Source organism: Aestuariivivens sediminicola, assembly GCF_022662015.1.
GTDB lineage: Bacteria > Bacteroidota > Bacteroidia > Flavobacteriales > Flavobacteriaceae > Aestuariivivens > Aestuariivivens sediminicola.
The window spans coordinates 822,661-842,965 of sequence record NZ_JAKMCM010000001.1 but is presented as its reverse complement, the minus strand read 5'-3'; the positions used below and the strand labels follow the sequence as shown (position 1 = coordinate 842,965).

Sequence of the window (20,305 nt, the reverse complement as noted above, 5' to 3'; positions counted from 1 at the left end):
TAATTGAAACACTCTGCATTAGGTTTTTTAATGACATAAGGGTCCGATTGGCTATAACCGGATCCAGGAAAATTAAATAGATAATCTTTGCTCATCAATTTCAGGATGCTAATATAGGGAAAATATACATAAAAGTATTATGTCATACATATTAAATATATAAATTGTTTGGGTCTTCATTTGCAGATCCTGTTCAGGAGGGTATTGAAGTATTCCATAGCGTATGGTATTGGTTGTCTTTATTGGTAGTTGTAAAATTCAATCCTGATGTGCATATAATTTACCCGCCGATATAAAATCCTCTTCATTCCATCCTTTGAAAGGGATCAAATAAAAACCATATTGGTGTTTTAACTGGCCACTGATCCTATATTTCTTCTGAGGTTTGGCGTACCAACTGTCATCGCCTCCAAGTCCGCGTTGTTTCAGATCGATATTGATTTGTACCAGATCCTGAGCTGTGATATCTGTAGTATGTTTGCTTGGGTTAGCCTCATTTCCCTTGTAATCAAGACCGGATGTCACATCGAACATCTCATTGGGCATATGATGAGCGCTAAAGCCAAAACCCGGTTGGACCTGATCCGTTACAAAAAGCAGCCCTTCGTGGTTTGTATTGTAAATGGCCAGCCATCGCGTATCTGTTTTATAGCCGTTTTCCTGGGGACGTATATAGGGGACGTATTGTTCCTTAACGGTTTGCCTGTAAATATCCATGAAGGCCGAGGCTTTTCTATCGTGATAATTTTCCCAAGGGCCTCTGCCATAGTAGGTCAAACTATCATATTCCTTTTGCAACTGCATGCGCATTCCCACACGTGGGATATCGGCTTCATAATGGGTTTCATGTAATGTATTGTCGATTTTAATGACGCCATTTCCAAATAGGGTGTAGATGGATTTAAATGTTGTTTCTACCCCGGGGAGATCATAGGTGATGCCAATCTTTAGAGGAGCTTCGTCACCTTTTATAACCTCGAAATGCTTCACTTTTAAATCCAGGGAGGCCCGCTTCCATTCGATGTTATGTTGCGCCATGCGGTTACCCAGGTCATTATCGGTAACAGGGCGCCAGAAATTGGGTCTCGGCCCATTACCGTTTTTCAGAAGTTCCTTTTCGTGATAAGCATAGGATGTCATTTGTCCTTTGCGCTTATCGAAGGTTATGCTAAAGCTTTTGCCATGAACATGTATAAAATTGGGGGACTCCTCAATAGTCAGTGCACCATTCCATTCGCTATGGGTTGGAGATAGTTTATACTTATCCACCAATTCAATCTGTTCATGAGCTACTTCAAAGTCTTTTGGAATCAGGCCCCACCTATTTTTGGTTTTTGCTGAGATCTCTACAAAATATTCGGTATTCTCCTTAAAGGCAACACCATTGAGATCAATTCTAATGAGTTTTCCGGTATGGGGTTCTACGGCATGATCCGGGATGACTATGGTTTTTAGAACGCTGCCATCTCCTTTAATCTTCGCCGTCAATGTAAATCGATCTAAATTCGTGAAATCATAGAGGTTTTCAACTAATACCCGTAACTCATTGTGCCGATTTACACCTTTATGTTTGAAGTTAATAAATTCATGGGCCTTTTTTACCTCATATAAACCCGGTTGAGGGGTCCGATCCGGAAATACGATGCCATTGTTGAGAAAGGAATTGTCTGTTGGCATATGGTTCCCATAGTCACCTCCATAGGCATAATAGCGTTCGCCTTTTTCATTGGTTTTCCATATGGACTGATCGACCCAATCCCAGATAAATCCGCCTTGCAGATGGTCGTATTGTTCTATAATGTCCCAATAGTCCTGAAAATTTCCTGTACTGTTACCCATGGCATGTGCATATTCACTGGGGATAAACGGACGGTCTGTTTTTGACTTTCCAATGGTCTCGAATGTTTGAGGTGATGGATATTGCGGGACAATAATATCGGTATTCCAATCCATGTCATAAAGACTCCCATCGTAATCTTTATAAGGGCGTTCATATTGAACAGGTCTTTTGGTCTTATCATGTTGTTTGATGGCCTTATATCCCTTATAAAAATTTTCGCCATTGCCCGCTTCGTTCCCCATGGACCATATGATGACGGAAGGGTGGTTGCGATCGCGCTGTACCATACGAATCATGCGATCAAGGTGCGCTCTTTCCCAATTGGAATTTTTAGCCAGTGAATATTTACCATAATACATACCATGCGATTCTATATTGGCCTCATCAATAACATAGATACCATGCATGTCGCAGAGTTCATAAAAGCGTTTTCCCCTGGGATAATGACTTAAACGAACCGCATTTATATTATGCTGTTTCCACAAGGTAATGTCTTTTAAGATGAGGTCATCAGACATCACATGACCCGTATCTGGATCCGTTTCCTGCGTATTGATGCCCTTTAAAGTAATGCATTGTCCGTTGACCAGAAGGCGACCTTGTTTTATTTCAACGGACCGGAACCCAATCTTTACAGCAGTAGCCTCGAGTAGGTTTCCTTTTTTGTCCTCCGTTTCTATAACCAAGGTATAAAGATTTGGATGCTCTGCACTCCAGGGTTTTACCTGGTTAAGGGTGCCATTTAAAACGAGTTCCTGAGTGCTGTTTCCCTCGACAGAAAATGACGTGCTTCCTGTTAAAACGGCTGACGATTTATCGTTTAATATCTTGTATGAGACCTTACCGAGTTGGTTTTTTGCTAATTTGTTTTCCAGGATCACGGAAAGGTCAAATACGCCATTTGTATAAGATGCATCCAAAGTGGATAATACCTCAAAGTCCGCAATGCGAATTTTGGGCTGTGCATAGACAAACACACTGCGTTCAATGCCACTTATTCTCCAAAAATCCTGACACTCCAGATAGGACCCATCTGTCCATCTGAATATTTGAATGGCTAGGACATTTTTCCCGGTTTTGGCGGCTTCGGTAATATTAAATTCAGCAGGCAGTTTGCTGCCTTGTGAATACCCGATATACTGACCGTTGAGCCATACGAAACCACCTGATTTCATGGCGCCTATATGCAAGACAATTTCTTTACCCTTCCAGGTGTCATCCAAATTAAAGTCGCGACGATAGGTCCCGACAGGATTATAGTCATTGGGGACCTTACCCGGATTTTTGGGATATCTTCCATCGATAAATTCCATGTCTTCTGCAACAGGGGCCTTAAAATCGGCAAATTCGTACTGATGGTTCACATAAATGGGAATCCCAAAGCCTTCCAACTCCCAATTAGCCGGGACTTTAATACTGTCAAAGTTGGAGATGTCAAAATCTGGATTCATAAAGGTTATCGGCCGATCCTTTGGATTTTTTACCCAGTTAAATTTCCATACCCCATCCAACGATTGGTAAAATTCAGGCCTGTTTCTCATTGCAGCATCGACCGAGGTAAATGATGTGAATGAGGCGTGGGAAGCCAGCTTATTTTCTTCTATGATCTGTTCATTTTCAATATAGTCTTTGTAATTCGCTATGGGGTCCGGGATCTGAGAATAGGCCTGTGTCAAAATAAACATGAGCCCGACAAGCAAGTGTTTTTTAAAACTATGTAATCCAAAACCAAACATATATTTCAATTTTAAAATGTGCTATCAAATTGAGGTATTGTTGTTATACGCAGATACCGTTAAAATACCAAAACACGAAAGGTCACCTCAAGTACAGTATACATATCATACCGCGATCAGTCTTCCAATGTTATTGTTTTTATAAAGATACCCTCGTAGGCATTTTCAATACCGGCTTCAAAAACAACGGCAATTGCACCATTTTTAAGCTCAGCTAAATCCGAATAAGCAGCGTGTTCTTTATAAATGCTGATTTTTTCGTTCCACGATTTTCCCTGATCCCTACTCAAAGTGACCGTCATATTGGTTCTTGACTCATTATTGGATGGATTTGAAAACAGTAACACCTGTTTGTCATTCCTTTCTACACCCAGTAAAGCACCCTGGCAAACGGGTTCGGGCAAATTTTCCTCAATATACTGATCTTTCCAGGTTAAACCACCATCACTACTAAAGGCGATTTGCCGCCCTTGAATACTGTCTCGATTATAATTGCGCATATTTAGGAGCAAATCACCGTTTTCAAGTTCGGCTACCGTCGATTCGTTAACCTTATCATTGGGTGCAATCCCACCCAATTGCCAGGTCTGCCCATTGTCGTCTGAATAAATTATATGGGAATACATCTTTTTTGATTGGGATTCAATGAAATCGCAGGGGATAACCAACCTTCCCTTAAATGTTTCATTCTTTAATTGTATCCCGTGAACCGGTCCTGTGGCATACCAGGTCCAGTTGGGTAACTTCACCGATTTGGTTATGTTTCTCGGAGTGGTCCAGGTGTTACCGTCATCGTTTGAAATTAAATGTACGATTTCACGTGTCCCCTTGCTCGTGCCTTCAATAATTTCAGATTCATGATCTTCACCAAGGTTCCAGGTTGACAACAAGTGAATGCGTCCGGTTTCCGCATCTATAACGGGAGCAGGATTTCCGCACACATTTTCGCCATCATCCCAAATGACCTTAATCTCACCCCATGATGTGCCATTATCGGTGGATTTTCGCATAACCAAATCAATATCTCCTGTATCTGAACAGCTATTCTTTCTTGCCTCGGAAAAAGCGAGTATACTGCCATCATGTGTTACAACAATTGCGGGTATTCTAAAGCAGGCGTATCCGTTTTGGCCTTTTATAAATATTGGATTCAACGTGATGTTCTCATTTTGGAGAGTGGTTCCAGGTGCCTGTGGATGGCGTTTGTCTTTAGACTTGCAGCCAGCACTGATCAACAGAATAACAATAAAGTAAATAAATGGTTTTAAGGGATGCATATGGTTTAAGGGTTCTTTGTTTCTACTCGTACATATCATTTAAATCAGCACTGTGTATTTCTTCAAGAAACGAAGCTATTTGGGTTGTCACCGCGTTGAAGAATTTTTCACCTTTGTCTTTGGTTGCCATTTTTGGGTTGCCCACACCGGTATCTTCACTTACTTTGTGCCATTGACGTTGCGCACTGACCCAACCCTCTTTTAATCCTTTGATCTTAAATGATTTACTTTTACCTTGACCCCAATGCTCAGGGGGAAGGACCAATTCTGGTTTGAGAAAAAGCATGGTGGCTGTTTCCAATTCTCCAGCATGATCTCCGGGTTCTTCAAAAAACGATTCCGCTTTAACGGATTGCCACCAATTAACGGCGCAACAGAAGACAGAGGGAAATTCCAAACCCAACTCGCGCACCATGTGCTTGAAGTTATTCCCTCCATGGGCATTAACGATGACTAATTTTTTGATGTTATGATGTGCTAAAACCTGAACGGTGTCTTTCAAAACGGCATATTGTGTACTGGGATTCATATTCATGCACAGTGGAATGGCTATCTGCCCTGTATTCACACCAAAGGGGATCGTTGGAAGCACGATAACCCTGGCGCCTTGTTTCCAGGCTTTGCCCGCACTGGAGATGGCCACTTTTTCAGCGAGATAGTGGTCGGTTCCATAAGGGAGATGATAGTTATGGGCCTCTGTCGCACCCCATGGTAAGACTGCAACTGTAAAATCCTGCGTTTTCAGATCTTTCCAGTTGGTCTCTGACAATACATAAGGGCGTGGTCTTTTCGTTTTGTTAGTTGACATATTGACGAATTATTTTTTTCCATTTTTTATACCCGTTTTCACTTAAATGCAGTCCGTCGTTGGTGTATTTTGGTTTCAGGTACTTCTTCCTGTTACTCATGGACGAGTGAAGATCAATAAATTCGACATGAAGTGCTTGCGCTAATTCTTCCAAAGCCTTGTTGGCCATTAAAATGTTGTCGTGGTTTTTTTTATGACCGGAAAACTTTTGACCCACATGAGGATGAATTGGCAATATGCTTTGAAGGTATATTTTAGTGTGCTCTGATTTTTTTTGAATCTGCTCTATAATCTGACGTGTGCCATCCAGCACATCATCTACACTTTTCCCCCGAGCCATATCATTAGTTCCGATTAACAAAAACACTTTTGAGGGTCGTGATGATGTGATTTCGTCTATCCTGTTTAAAATACCATCGGTAACGTCGCCGCTTATACCCCTGTTTATGACATTGTGCTCCGGAAAAAGAAGTTTCCAGTTGCCTCCTTCCGTAATACTGTTCCCTAAAAAAATCAATTCGTTATCCGTGTCCGGTTCTCCTTCGAACCGGGCTTTTCGTTGGTAGTAGTGATTCGAATATGTTTTGATACGCTCTATGGGAGCAAAGGTAAACATCCAGTTTTGATAATCTGAGGTCGAAGGTACTCGAAATACAAGCCTGTTGCTTCCTTTATTAAGGTGTATATGAATCGGCTCTCGTGTCCAATATAATTCTTCTTTGCGCCATGGGACCTCCTGATCTTCCTTGCTTCCCCAGCCGTCGCGCTTTGATGGCTTCCATCCGGGATGCTCCCAGTTAGGTGCCTCCAATTCTTCTCCGTTTAACCAGATGGTTCCACCATTGGCATCCCAGGTGCCTCGCTCTGCTATGCCGGTATAGGTCCTGTTCGCTCTTAAAGGTGTTTCAAATCCAATCCAGGCTTTAACGGTTTCCTCATGTTCCGCATGCAATGTGGTGATCGCATATACGACATCGTCGACTTGAGCTTCTGGAAAATAACCACCTTGTTTAAACCGGTCCTTGATAATGATGGTGTTGCCAACTGCGCTTATCCAATTCGTGGTGTCTATAGGTGCTCTACGCATTATTTTTTTCTCCAAAAGTTGACCGTCGAAAGCGTCTTCCGATTTATAGAGCAACCATTCTCTATTAGCCTGTCTAACATAAGGAAAAGGTTTGTTTTTAAAAAAGCGAATCTTATGATAAAGCAGAAAGTCTTCAAAGGCCTTAAAATAATGAAAAGCCGAAGAGCCCCTTTCAGGTAACATGGTCAGGTAGCGATCGGAGCTTTTTTCAATATCACCGGTCCAGGTGCTCCAGGAATAGGCCAGCAAGGCAGGATATAATGGATTTTGATCAATAAAGTCGGTTTCGGCGTTGAGGCGCACATCGGGCCAAAGACAGAGTATTCCTCCTAATATGGTGTTCTTCGAACCATATCCAATGGGTTTAAACAATAATTTCGGAATGGCCGTCATGGGTTCGCTGTTGTTTAAATAACTATTCCAGGAATCGATTTCTCGGTACCCCTTGTTTTCAAGATTGTTAGGTCTCCAGGTTTGTCTTATGACGTCATGGTCGATTTTGAGACCGGGATTCCAAACGATGACATCACGCTCATGATCTTGGCAAATACCAATCATTTTGTTCATAAATACTTCGGGATTGTCAATTTCAACCTCATCTGAACCCAAATGTATGGTTGGACACATGTCTTTCGGGATTTCACTGAAGAATTCATTTAATATGTTTTCAAGAGCTATCATTCCTTTTTCTGAGGACATAGGGTAGCCCATTGCAGTAGTAAACGAGTCGCTGTGTCCGGGCATGTCTATTTCTGGAATAACAGAAATATGCCTGTCCTTGGCATAGGCAATCAACTCTCTGATCTCATTATACGTATAATATTTTCCGGGATTTCTTGTTTGGCGGTGGTTCTTGGCTAAGGTGAGTTCCGGGTACTTCTTATTTTGGATACGCCATGCAGGGCGGTCCGTTAAATGCCATTGGAACACATTTAACTTATATCTCGCCATAATATCGAGTTGTTCCTTTAGAATATCCAAACCTATAAAATTTCGTCCTACATCTAACATGAAGCCACGGACACTGTGCGCAGGAGCATCAGTTATTTCACAAAGCTGTATATGGGTTTCCCCATGGGTGGTTGATGTAAGTTGTCGCAAGGTTTGCAAGCCATAAAAACGTCCGGCTTCGGTTTTAAATCTAATTTCAACACCTTTTTCTTGGACACTTAAGGCATAGCCTTCGGCGGACATCTGTTCATCAGGTGTAAATTTCAGATAAAACCCTTTGGCTTTATTTTTAATGCTGTTAGGATTAAAAATGGTTTCTATAAGCGCATTTGTTGTGGGATTTAGATTTGTATTGCTCTGAATATTTACCTCTGTAACATGAACCGTACCTTTTTGCCATTGCACCTCTTGAGGAAAGGGAATCAGTTTTACAGGGGCATTGTTGAGTTGTTCTGCCGACAGATGAGATTCAAATGTACTTTCTAAATCTTGCGAATACAGATGAAATGTCATGCATACTCCAAGGAAAAAGAACAACGAACAATTAGGACTTTTATGTTGCATTTACCGCTTTATATCTTCAAGTTTATCTTCTCCGTCAGTGAGCCACTCGAGGGAGAAGCTGGTAAATTCGTTATTGGTGTAATCGTCCTTTTCGAAAAACAACCCGATATCTCCATTTGGCAAAACGGTTAATGAGGAGTATGCGGATGATCCGGCATAAATGGTTTTGCCTTCACTCCAGGTCAGACCTTCATCATAGCTTATTCTTACGGTCATATTCATTCGGTCTTTAGCTGATTTGGCGTTTGAGAACAGCAACCGGTTCTTCGCGAATCCATCTTTTGTCGATGTGTAACGAATGATACTGGCATTACAACCCGGATCTATTAACTCGGTTTCGGCCTTAGTAACCCAAGTTTGGCCCTCATCGGTAGATCGATGGACATAGCGCATACCTTTTTTGTTAACCCGAGAATTAATCATCAAAGTCCCATCTGCAAGTTCAACAATTTTTGACTCATCGCCAGGTTGGATGGGCTGGTCTATGAAGTACCATGTTTTACCATGGTCGTCACTTCCAAAAATGTGTAATCCTCTGTTTAAGTTTACCATAGTATGCAAAAGTTTTCCCGAACGTGTTTGTATGCCTCTTCCGGAAGTGATAAATTTAAAATCTTTTTCCCATTCTGATGTCGTTATTTGCGAAGTAATATCTTTTGGTTCGGACCAGGTTTTTCCATCGTCAGTGCTTTGCATGACATGCAAATAATAGATGTCTTTTTCGGTTTCCAAATTCATATAATTATAAAACAGAAAAATAGTTTCCGTAATGGTATCAACGATCATTGAGGGATCGGAAGCAGATTGTCCTTCAGGAAAATCAATAACGGTTTCAATAGGAGTCCAGCTTTTACCATTGTCCTCACTCCTTCTTGTAACGATATTGATATTCTTGCTCCATTTTAAATCCCCGCAGGATGGTACGCGTTGATCTATTGCAGCGAGTAAATCACCGTTTGGGGTGGTTACAATAGACGGAATTCTATAACAGGATACGCCTTCCTGCATGCCTGTTTTGAAAAGCGATACGGATTCCGGGGGATGAACATGGGAATCAATTTTTTCGTCGTTCGATTTGGTTTTACAATTACTCAATAGCAGTAGAGCCATGAACATTACACTGTATTTTATCATCGTGTTATTATTTAAAATTGTTGTTTGATTCAATATTTTCAAAAGCTTTCCAGCATTGGTACATGGCTCTCGGAACATGAAAACAACCTTTCCATTTACCGCCTTTCAAGTTTAGTAATACTTCACCACGGCGATTTAAATAGCCAAACCACTCTCCGTTTTCAGGATCTGAAAAATGATTCCATGCATAGTCATGGACTTTAGTGTACCATTTTAAAATGGCACTATTTTGTGTGTACTGGTAGCTTTTGGACAATGCCACTAAGGTTTCTAAATGGACCCACCACAGTTTCTGATCCCATTCCAATTGCTGAGGAGGGTACCCTTTTGAATCCATAAAATAATATATTCCGCCATATTTTTCGTCCCAGCTGAATTTTAGAATATGTAATATGGTCTCTGTGGCCTTATTTATAAGGTCTTGATCTTTTCTTCGTACACCTATATCAATCATGAACCACATGGCTTCGATGCCATGTCCAGGATTTAAAAGGCGTCCATTAAAGCTGTCATGGTGTTCGCCATTGGGTAAAACATGTTCAAAAATCAATCCTGTTTCTGTATCCAGAAACACGTTCATAACCTGGTTGACACTATAATCGATGGTTTTCTCGACCTCCTGAGGATCTAATACGTTTTCCAATTCTAACACCAGATTTGACAATATCATGGGCAAGGAGAAACCTATTAGCGGTCTGGTATCCATGTTTTTTTCGAACCTTCCTTTTGGATTATCTATTCTCTTAAGAATGTTAGTGTAAACTTTTTTTGCCAATGCCTTTACCTCTACATCGCCCGATGCAATGGCATATTGACTGAAGGCCATAGCAGCGAAACAGTCTGAAAAAATATTATAAGCGTTTACTAAAGGTTTGCCATCGTTAGTTACAGAAAAATAGAAGTCACCATTTTCATTCATCCCATATTTGCGCAGAAAATCAATACCATTTTTGGAAATATCTAACCATTTTTCATTTTGTTCAACCTTATTGTAAAGCATGGAAAATGTCCACGCTTGTCTTCCTTGAAGCCATATGAACTTATCGGTATCATAGATAGTTCCAGAGGTGTCCAGACAGGTATAATAGCCTCCGTTTTTTCGATCTAAAGAGTAAGTTTCCCAAAATGGAATTATGTCGTGAAGTAAAGTGTCTTTATATAGAGTTGCATATTTCATTTGCTTTTAGGTATTATTTTTTATCTTGGCTTGCATTATTACATAATATGTTATATCTTTATATGTATAACATAATACAAAAATAATAAATTATATAATTGTATTTCAATTTTTTAACAATAAAATTATATGAAATCGAATCTTGACAATATTACACCTTTAGAAAATTTATCGTTAGTGGATAAGGTTGAAATGAGGCTGAAAGAATATTTTAAGGTCAATAACCTTAAAATAGGGGATTCCATACCGAAAGAACTTGAGTTTGCTGAAGCTTTAGGTGTTAGCAGAACTGTGATACGAGAAGCGCTTTTAAGGTTAAGAACCATTGGTGTAATAGAGTCGAAAAAGCGCAAAGGGATGGTACTTACCCAACCGGATATTGTTCAGAATTTCGAAAAGGCCATTGAATATAATTTATTAGGTGAAGAAGCCTTGATTGATATATTCGAATTGCGTTTGATATTGGAAATGGGGATGGCCGACCTGTTATTTGCCAGAAAAACTGAGGAAGATATTGAGGATTTGGATAAAATAGTGTCTAAACAGGAAAAGGAGGAAAATGACACTACATTTTTTAGCTTAAAACATGAGATCGCCTTCCATGGTAAATTATATGAATTGTCAAACAATACGACATTGAAGCGGTTTCAAGATTTATTGTTGCCGGTGTTTAACTATGTGCATGATAACATGCCCGAAGGCGCCAAAGATTTTAAATATTCAAAAGGTGAGTTTGTAACACATCGAGACCTATTGAATATTTTAAAAAATGGCGATGCACAATCCTTTAGAGAGGCTATGAGAAATCACCTTGAACCACATTTTGATAGAATATTACATATTGTAAAATCTTAAAAGGTGTTTTATTTTCTTTTAAAAGGAAATGAACTTTTAGTCATAAAAAAAGCTAGCCTTAATTTTTATTCAGGGCTAGCTTTTTGACTTTATATGTAAATGCTTTAATTAAATCTTTATTTTGTATGAACTGATTGGGCTATGCCTTTATTGAACCATTTTTCCAATCCTATGGCCGTGAGTTCCTTAATTATCACTTTATAATCCTCATCGGTTAATGTTGTATGTGGAAACCTACTTGGTCCACAATCAACTCCAAGATGTTTCATAAATCCTTTTGCGACACCATTAAACCCACCTTTACTATCCAATAACTGGACAAATTTAATCGCCATGGATTGTAGCTTGGCGGCTTCCGGCATATCTCCGTTATTAAAGTGTGATTTAATTTTATAGTACAATGGCGCCAAATGGTTATAGGTACTGCCTACCCAACCTTCTGCTCCTAAGGGTAAACTGTTTAAAAATAATTCGTCGTACCCAAATAAAATATTGTATTTGCCATTTTCTAAACTCTTGCAAAATCCATAATCTATTAAGTTGTTGTCCGTAAACTTGATACCTGCCAGATTAGGAATTTCATTCCTCGCTTTTTCCAAAAAGGACACCATATTCAAATCAGCACCGGATAAAACTGGGATATGATAATAATAAAAAGGTAAGTTAGAGGCACATGCGGCGATTTCGCTGCAATAGGTCACTAATTTATCAACACTGTTTAATCTAAAGTAAAATGGTGCAATGGCAGCAATGGCATCAACTTTGTCAGAGGCATAAGTAGCCAGGTCTTTCGCAACGTTTAAACTGGGATCCCCAACATGATCTATAAGGTAAAGGCCGGACTTAGATTTAGACCAAGCCGAGGTAATTTCTTTTCTTTCAGATATGGAAAGTGATGTAAAATCACCAGTAGATCCATTCATGAATACACCTGAAATGTCATTATGTAATAGAAATTGACCGTAATCTTTTATCCTGGTCGTATTTAATGACCCATTTTCATGCATCGGGGCATAAACAGCTGCTATTAAGTTTTTTAAAGTCATGAATCGAATTTACTTAAAAATTGTTTTGTAGAGAAAAGAGAGTTAAAGTTTTAACTTAAACTCTCTCTTCGAAACTAACTCAAATACAAAACTAAACTATTAAAACATTATGAAATTAATCGGTATATCCGGGTGTTTGGTTTAAGAGTGGGTTTCTCCCAATCATGTCGGTTGTAATAGGCAATAATAATTTATATTCTTCACCTGCGGATAAGTAACTGATGTTATTGATTACATAATTATTTCCGGCACGTCTCAAATCCCACCAACGTTTGCCCTCACCAATAAACTCTTTATAACGCTCTTCTAAAATAGCGTTAACATTATCAGCCTGAGTACTATTCACATAGGCATGAATTCCTGGTGAATAATTTTCGCCATATGCCCGTTGACGAATTTGGTTAATTTCTCCAGAGGGATCCTCGCCCAGCAAGTTCTTTGCCTCGGCTAAAAGTAAAAGTACATCTGCGTATCTATATACAGGAACATCGTTTTCAAAAATACGTTCAGAACCATCGACCCGACCAAGGAATTTCTTAAATATTGAACCAAAGTACTTGGATTCGTCATAGGTTTGATACCCCAGACCGCCGTTGTCATCCGTATATAATCTGATAAAAGTGGCATCCTTGCGCGCATCATCACTATCATCTAATAAAAACAAGGTCTTTTCAGACTGACCATATCTGTTAGCACCGGCGATAATAAAATCACTCATCGATTCCCCCGCATCGTTGTATTGTGGATTAATTTCAGTACTTCTGCCTGTTAAACTATTGTAAATGTTTGAGGCCTCATCTCGTTTATATTGGATCGCAAAAATAAATTCTTCGTTCGTTTCATTTTCAACACCCCATAGTCCAGAAATACTGGGTACAAGACTAACACCTAAGGATGAAATTTGTTGTAGCGCTGTTTTAGCCTCAGTAAAATCAGAATTTCCGCCATTGAGTAGATTTCCGGACCAAATATAAACATCTCCCTTTAAGGCTAAGGAGGCGGCTTTGGACCAGAATACACGGCCTCCTTCCCAAAAGCTGTTGTCCGATCCAAAGGCGTTTAAAGATGCTTCAATATCGGATTTAATCAAGGCCATAACCTCTGCCTGTGATGATCTTTCCCGACTTAAACCTTCCGGGTTAACATCCGTTAGAGGTTCTAAAATAATAGGGACATCTCCCCATGTTTTTAATAAGGTGTAATAATACAGAGCTCTTAAACCATAAGCCTGACCTAACAAATGGTTTTTATCAGACTCATCATTAAATGACACATTAGGAACATTGGTTAAAAAATCGTTCACTCTGTGAATGAGCGTATATAGTCCTGCCCATCCGCCAAATGGCGCAGTTGCAACGGTGATGTTCGATTCGATAAGCGATTCATTAAACGGAGACTCATAGGTTCGCCCTCCCCAGATATCACTTCTCATTTCACCCAATAACCAAAGGTCTCCGGCTTCACTTCTGAGATTTGCATATAAACCTGTGTGTGCCGTAAGTGCTCCTTCTTCTGTATCCCAAAATCCTGCTGCCGTTAATTGACTCGGACTAGATAGTTCCAATTCATTTTCACAGCTACTTATTGTGATTAAAGCTATTATGATAAATATATAATTCTTCATTTTGTTTTAAATTTAAAATGTTACATTAAGTCCAATTGTAAACGTCTTTGGAACGGGGAAAGCGCCATATTGAACGCCACCGATCTCAGGGGTGTCGCCACTCATACTTTTGAAGTAGTGCAGGTTAGAACCGGTAAGGTATAGGCTTAATCTTTTGATAACCTCGTTAAAGTATTGCGTGGGGACATCATAACTCAGAGTGATTTCGCGAAGCGCCAGATAATCTCCTTTTTCCCAGAATTTGGCGTTACCAAAATTTTTTAAACTACTGGCACTTTCACTACCCCTCCAGACATTTTTTGAGCCATTGACGAACACAAATCGGGGCCAATCCGTATCCGTATTCGTTGGCGTCCAGGAGTCTTTGACTTCAATAGGCTGTGCCAAGTTACCCTGAGTTTGACCATAGCCTTTATTTCTGATGTGGTTCCAAACTAAATGTCCAGTGGCGAAATCAGTTTTAACGAAGAGATTAAAATTCTTATACCTTAAATTAGTTGAAAACCCACCAACAAAATCCGGAGTGGTTCGCCCTATAACTTTTCGGTCAAGTTCATTGATAATACCATCGTTATTTTGGTCGACCCATTTTACGTCACCAGCCCATCGCTTGTTTCTGCTGGCTCCTGGCACATAGTTATCCGTGATATTATTGTCAGCATCAGCCTCGGCTTGTGAGGCGTAAATACCGGCTTGTTCGAAAGCTACGACCAAATCATGCCCGGATCTTTTACCTTCCTGAAAACCTCCTACCCATTCTTCTTGTCCAGTCTTTGGATTCCAGATTAGGGTACCACCTTGTCTGTTAAACTCGTTGTCATTTTCAGGAAGCTTTACCACATAGTTTCTATTCGTGGTAAAGGTTGCAGAGAGATTCCAGGTAAAATCATCGTTACGAACGATATCTCCATTCACCTGTAACTCAAAACCTTTATTTCTAATGGTTCCGTTATTCGTCAGTATACCGCTGAATCCAGTATAGTATGGCAAGGTAAGATTGGCTAATTTATCCTCGATATCCCTGGAATAAACATCTGCAATAAACGATAGCCTGTTTTCAAAAAGAGAAATATCTAAACCGGTATTAAAAGTGGTTGATTTTTCCCATTGCAAATCCAGGGTTGGTAGGCTTGAGTTCGCATAGCCGGTTTGGCCGTTGTAAACCCCTTGTTCTCCATAAGAACCGTAGACACCATAATTACTCAATACCTCTTGATTCCCGTTCACCCCATAACTCAACCGGGGCTTTAATCTGGAAATAATATTGCTTATCGAGGATGCTTTGAAGAATGCTTCATTATGAGCATTCCATCCAAGGGATATTCCCGGGAAGAAATCAAATTTATTGTTGCCTAACCTTGAAGAACCGTCATTTCTAAATGTAAAGCCAAATAAGTATTTGTCATCAAAATCATATAAGAACCGCCCAAATGCAGAGGTTATTACATATTCAGTTTCAAAACTGGAAGGAATACCATTTGCCTCTGCTCCCGCGTTCAGCGTTTCGATTAAATCGGTTGGTGAATTTCTTGTTCCGGCGGAAGTTCCGAAATAGTTGTCCTTGAAATATTCTGCCCCAATTAAAGCATTAATATTGTGCTTGCCTATTTGATTGGTATAATTTAAGGTTCCTGTGAGTTGGTTTCTTAAGGTTCTGTCCAGACTGACACTGGCCTCTCTACCTGTACGAAGTGGGCCGGTAGTGCTTCCTACTCTGTAGGCTCGGTTAAAGTTTTCATCATGATTATTGATTGCAAAATGACTGCCGTTTACAGAAAAAGTGAGATCATCGATAATATCCCAGTTAATACCAACTGACGCCGCCAGACGTTGTTCTAAATTTTTTCTGACAAATTTATCTTGATAATATAATGGATTTCCAAAACCTTGGTTTTGACCTACAGCATATTGATCTGACCACGTACCGTCCGGATTGCTATCGTATGTTCTGGAGGTAGGAGCCTGTCCCTGAAAACGTCTAAATACAGTATTGTCACTACCCAGCGGACTCAGGCTTAAATTGGAATGAGAATATAAAATATTTGAATTCACTCTCACACTATTTGTCACCTGATAGGATCCACTAAATTTACCGGAGTACCTTTTAAACCCGGATCCTAAAATTAGTCCGTCATTATCTAAAAGACCTAACCCGAGATAGTAAGAGCCTTTTTCGTTACCACCATCGAAGGATAAATAATGATCCTTACTGTAGCTGTCTTGATAAATTCTGTCACCAACGCCCTTATTATCGTAGAAAAGGATGTCTTGGGTAGGATTTAATATATCAGGAATTGTGGTCCATCCAGGTTGATTTAATAGATATTGGTTTGTTGTGGACAGTAGTTGTGTTGTAAAAGGATCGTTGGTAGCATTGTTCCCGGTACCAGCACCATGATTACCATCTACAAAAGCTCCAAAGGCACCCGGGTTACCGGCAACTTCTCTATACCATGCAACGGACTGTCTGTTATAATTTATATGATCTGCAGCTCCAAGGTATTTTTGATCATTTCTTTCTTTATTGGTGCTGTATCTGTATTTGTAATTTATTGATGATTTACCAATTTTACCAGTTTTCGTTGTTACCAAAATAACACCATTTGCAGATCTTGCACCATAAATGGCAGTCGCAGCGGCATCCTTCAGTACCTCAACGGATTCAATATCATCAGGATTTAAGGCATAGAAAGAGCCTGGAATACCATCAATTAAAATTAGTGGAGCTCCTGTACCGTCAAAATTCGTTCCCCCTCGAAGCACGATTTGAGGCGTTGAACCTGGTTGTCCGGTAGTATTAGTAACTCTTAAACCGGCAATTGTTCCTTGTAAAGCGGTTGCAGCATTAGACCTTGTAGAGGTCTCTAAAATCTGAGTGTCGAGTTTTGAGACTGAAGTCGTTAACTTGGTCCGTGCTTGTTTACCATATCCCGTAATTACAATTTCGTCTAATACGGAAGTATCTTCCTTTAAAGAAACATTAATGACTGTTTCAGTTTCTATTCCTATTTCGACTGGGGTATAACCAACATAGCTAAAGACAAGTACATCTCCAGTAGTTGCATTTAAAGTGTATTTTCCATCAAAATCTGTTGATGTTCCTGTAGTGGTGCCCTTAATAATTATGGTAGCACCAAGAAGTGGCATACCGTCTTCTGCGGAAACCACGGTCCCTGTCATTGTTTTCTCTTGACCAATACACAGAAATGGTAAAGAAAAGAACAAAATGAATATCAAATTGTTGATATTAAAATCTTTTTTTTTCATACAAAATGATTTGAATTAGTTAAATGGTTATTGTTAAATATAATATATTATGTCATACATAATGCAATAGTATAACAAAATTTATTAGTATCAAAATTTTTATTCGATAATTAGTTTCGTACAATTAAAAAACAGGGAAACCTGTTCTTTCAAAAAAATTATTAAAAGTTGATTTTACGCAATATTGAAGATTGGACATTTAGAGAAGGTAATTCAGACTGATTGTACCGATGTCTTTCGAAGGTGTTGTATTTGTTCCTAATTAATTGGTTGATAGCAGCTCAAGCAAACTGAAGATATTTTGGTTTACATCAGATCTGAAGAAAGATTAGATCTAATTATTAATCGTTCTATAAGGGAAATCACGAATGATTTTATCCTATTTTAACCGATGTCATGGTTAATGCTCCACCAAGAGGTTTGTCATTGAATAATGAAATGTTTTCGGTTTCGCCCTTCAAGGCGAGGGCATATAATAAAGGCAAATAATGTTCTGGAGTAGGAATGGCTAGATTAAATGCCGTACCCTGAGATTTGAAATCGATGAGATGGTCATGGTGTCCATTTAAAATATAATGTTTCATCTTTTCACTGGCCTCTAAAGCCCAATCGAAAGCAAAGGGCTCGTTTAATCTATTCCAAGCCACTTCGCGGAGATTATGCACCATATTCCCACTTCCAATTATTAAAATACCTTTTTCTCGAAGACTACTTAATTCCCGAGCCAATTCATAATGATATTTGGGTGCTAGAGAATAATCAATACTCATTTGTATTACTGGGATGTCGGCATTCGGATAGAGGTGTTTAATAACACTCCAAGCCCCGTGGTCGAGACCCCATTGATTATTTAATCCTACCTTCGTTTTAGTAACGGTGTTTTGTATTTTCCGGGCCACTTCAGGACTTCCCGGGGCGGGGTATTGTACTTCGAAAAGTTCTCTTGGAAAGCCGCCAAAATCATGAATTGTTCGTGGACGTCGCATGGCGGTTACGAAGGTTCCCTTAGTTTCCCAATGGGCCGATATACACAGTATGGCTTTGGGTTTTATCAATTCTTGCCCCAGTGACCGGAATGCTGATACAAACTCGTTTTCCTCGATGGCATTCATAGGGCTTCCATGGCCGAGGAATAAGACAGGCATCTTAGAAGTAAGACCCAATTTTGAGGTCATTCTATTAAGATCTCTTAAAGTCACGCGTCAAGATAATTTGATCTGATTAATTTTTAATAACGCCGCTAAGGTTTGTCATTCATTTGTCGTTCTATATTGATAAATGGACTAATTAATAAATACCAAAAAGTCTGCTTTTTATCGTTATCGAATTCTTTTAATCCGTAGCGCATGTCCTTTACAGGTAAATATTTAAAGGTATTAAATAGTTTGTCCCAAAAAATAAATATATCGGCAAAATTTGAATCGGTATAAAATTGATTCTGCTCATGATGTACTTTGTGAAAATTTGGAGTGATGAACACTTTACCAAAAACTTTATCCGTCCAGTCCGGTAATTCAAAATTGGCATGTTGGGCGACCAAAAAAGGTAGCAGTACAAAGAAATAAACCCCTAAAATTGTCAGGTCAAGTCCAAAAACAACACAGCCTACCACACTGGATGTACCAAAGACTAAAACTTCCAAAGGATGTCCTCTAAAGAAGGTCGAAGTATCCATTTTGGTATCACTGTGATGAACGCGATGCAAACGCCATAATAGCGGCGAGGCATGTGCTAGACGATGAAACCAATAGGATGAAAAATCCAGACACATAATGCCTAAAATTACTTTCAGCCAAAGGGGTATATCGAACCAATTGAAAAGACCGATCTCATTTTCAGTCGACCATGAAACAATGCTAACCTGTACAATGGCAAACGCAATATTGGCAAAATAAAATGTGATTTGGAATAGAAAATTGTGTAAAAAGTGATTGAGACGTCCGTCGAATTTGAAGGGTGATCCCAGTAACCTTTCAAGACTGTAAAATAAAGCAATGAGGATTACGATTAAATAATTTTCATTAATCGTATTGATTGAATTGATGATCTGTTCCATGATAATTAGTTTACTTAAAAAATCTTGGTTGGTCCATAATTGGCAAAATGATAGATCCTATAATTAGATCATTTGCATGTGGTTGGATCTGGAACAGGTAAGGTTCTGTTATAAATAAAATAGCCCTAATAGACTAAAGATAATTTTAATTTCGTTTCGTTAAAGCATTTAGGTGCATTTTTTGTTGCTGTCCTGTCAATTTTTGACAAAATTATCAGATTATCAGATGACAGTTCAATGAATTGTACTGCAATTTCAAATAGTATTAATACATTTCAGCTTGACCCCAATAATTAAAACTTGCCGGTTTCCAACCCGGGATATACATGGTATCCATTTTACTTAATTTAAGTCCGTTGCTCTTAATTATAGCCGGTATATCCTTATTAAGGGTGCAGCCGCCACCCAATCGCTTCCATATGGGATTGATTATATTTTGCCACTTCCGGACGGCGGGATCAGGGGCCTTCCCATGCTCGCAGAAAAGAAATACTCCACTGGGTTTAAGAACCCTTCTAATTTCTTCAAAGGCTTTAGAAACATTGGTAATGGAACACAGGGTATAGGTCATGACGACACAATCCATACTGTTGTTATACGCCGGAATAGCATTGGTAGAAGCACATATAAAGTCAAAATCAAAAGGTAATTTTTTGGTGTCAATGGTATTCTGATTCCAGATGTCGGGAGAAGGATCAATAGCCGTTAGATGATTAATATTATTTTGGTTATAAAAGGGTAAGTTTAATCCCGACCCGATGCCAATCTCCAGGACTTTGCCATGAGCCAAAGGTATTATTTTTTCTCTTTGTTTTTGTGCGGGCTTCTGGCGGCATGCCCAATCCACCAATCGCGGAAGTACATATGTGTTATAGATGCCCAT

General features: G+C 39.3%; 13 protein-coding genes. 1 reads left to right on the top strand and 12 read right to left on the bottom strand.

Annotation, left to right across the window (positions count from 1 at the left end; translation table 11 throughout):
• Window positions 1–258 precede the first annotated feature (258 nt).
• From MR041_RS03690 to MR041_RS03665, 6 genes are all read right to left on the bottom strand, one after another.
• Window positions 259–3,576 carry a glycoside hydrolase family 2 TIM barrel-domain containing protein gene (locus MR041_RS03690; RefSeq protein ID WP_242092236.1) on the bottom strand — a complete coding sequence of 1,106 codons (3,318 nt, stop codon included), beginning with the start codon at window positions 3,574–3,576 and terminating at the stop codon, window positions 259–261.
• 116 nt (window positions 3,577–3,692) lie between these two features.
• Window positions 3,693–4,853: a sialidase family protein gene (locus tag MR041_RS03685; RefSeq protein ID WP_242092235.1), complete on the bottom strand. Its 1,161-nt coding sequence runs from the start codon at window positions 4,851–4,853 to the stop codon at window positions 3,693–3,695.
• A 22-nt stretch (window positions 4,854–4,875) separates the two neighbouring features.
• Window positions 4,876–5,661, bottom strand: coding sequence for a creatininase family protein (locus tag MR041_RS03680; protein WP_242092234.1), 786 nt, complete (start codon window positions 5,659–5,661; stop codon window positions 4,876–4,878).
• Window positions 5,651–8,263, bottom strand: coding sequence for a family 20 glycosylhydrolase (locus MR041_RS03675; RefSeq protein WP_242092233.1), 2,613 nt, complete (start codon window positions 8,261–8,263; stop codon window positions 5,651–5,653). The genes MR041_RS03680 and MR041_RS03675 overlap by 11 nt, the downstream gene beginning before the upstream one ends.
• Window positions 8,264–9,397, bottom strand: coding sequence for a sialidase family protein (locus MR041_RS03670; RefSeq protein WP_242092232.1), 1,134 nt, complete (start codon window positions 9,395–9,397; stop codon window positions 8,264–8,266).
• Between the two features lie 7 nt (window positions 9,398–9,404).
• Complete coding sequence (locus MR041_RS03665; RefSeq protein ID WP_242092231.1) at window positions 9,405–10,574, bottom strand: n-acyl-d-glucosamine 2-epimerase; 1,170 nt, start codon at window positions 10,572–10,574, stop codon at window positions 9,405–9,407.
• Between the two features lie 129 nt (window positions 10,575–10,703).
• Here MR041_RS03665 and MR041_RS03660 point away from each other — a divergent pair, with 129 nt between their 5' ends.
• Window positions 10,704–11,429, top strand: a complete 726-nt coding sequence (locus MR041_RS03660; protein ID WP_242092230.1) for a FadR/GntR family transcriptional regulator — start codon at window positions 10,704–10,706, stop codon at window positions 11,427–11,429.
• Window positions 11,430–11,545: 116 nt separating this feature from the next.
• Here the strand turns inward: MR041_RS03660 and MR041_RS03655 are convergent, their stop codons facing one another.
• From MR041_RS03655 to MR041_RS03630, 6 genes are all read right to left on the bottom strand, one after another.
• The gene (locus MR041_RS03655) at window positions 11,546–12,475 is read right to left on the bottom strand and encodes a dihydrodipicolinate synthase family protein (protein WP_242092229.1); all 930 of its coding nucleotides are present in this window, start codon (window positions 12,473–12,475) and stop codon (window positions 11,546–11,548) included.
• 115 nt (window positions 12,476–12,590) lie between these two features.
• Window positions 12,591–14,099 carry a RagB/SusD family nutrient uptake outer membrane protein gene (locus MR041_RS03650; RefSeq protein ID WP_242092228.1) on the bottom strand — a complete coding sequence of 503 codons (1,509 nt, stop codon included), beginning with the start codon at window positions 14,097–14,099 and terminating at the stop codon, window positions 12,591–12,593.
• A gap of 12 nt (window positions 14,100–14,111) precedes the next feature.
• Entirely contained in the window at window positions 14,112–17,366 is a 3,255-nt protein-coding gene (locus MR041_RS03645; RefSeq protein ID WP_242092227.1) for a SusC/RagA family TonB-linked outer membrane protein, read from the bottom strand.
• A 374-nt stretch (window positions 17,367–17,740) separates the two neighbouring features.
• Window positions 17,741–18,541: a 4,5-DOPA-extradiol-dioxygenase gene (gene ygiD / locus MR041_RS03640; protein ID WP_242092226.1), complete on the bottom strand. Its 801-nt coding sequence runs from the start codon at window positions 18,539–18,541 to the stop codon at window positions 17,741–17,743.
• A gap of 65 nt (window positions 18,542–18,606) precedes the next feature.
• The gene (locus tag MR041_RS03635; RefSeq protein WP_242092225.1) at window positions 18,607–19,422 is read right to left on the bottom strand and encodes a sterol desaturase family protein; all 816 of its coding nucleotides are present in this window, start codon (window positions 19,420–19,422) and stop codon (window positions 18,607–18,609) included.
• Between the two features lie 265 nt (window positions 19,423–19,687).
• A complete protein-coding gene (locus MR041_RS03630) occupies window positions 19,688–20,305 on the bottom strand; it encodes a class I SAM-dependent methyltransferase (RefSeq protein WP_242092224.1) in 618 nt (205 codons plus the stop codon).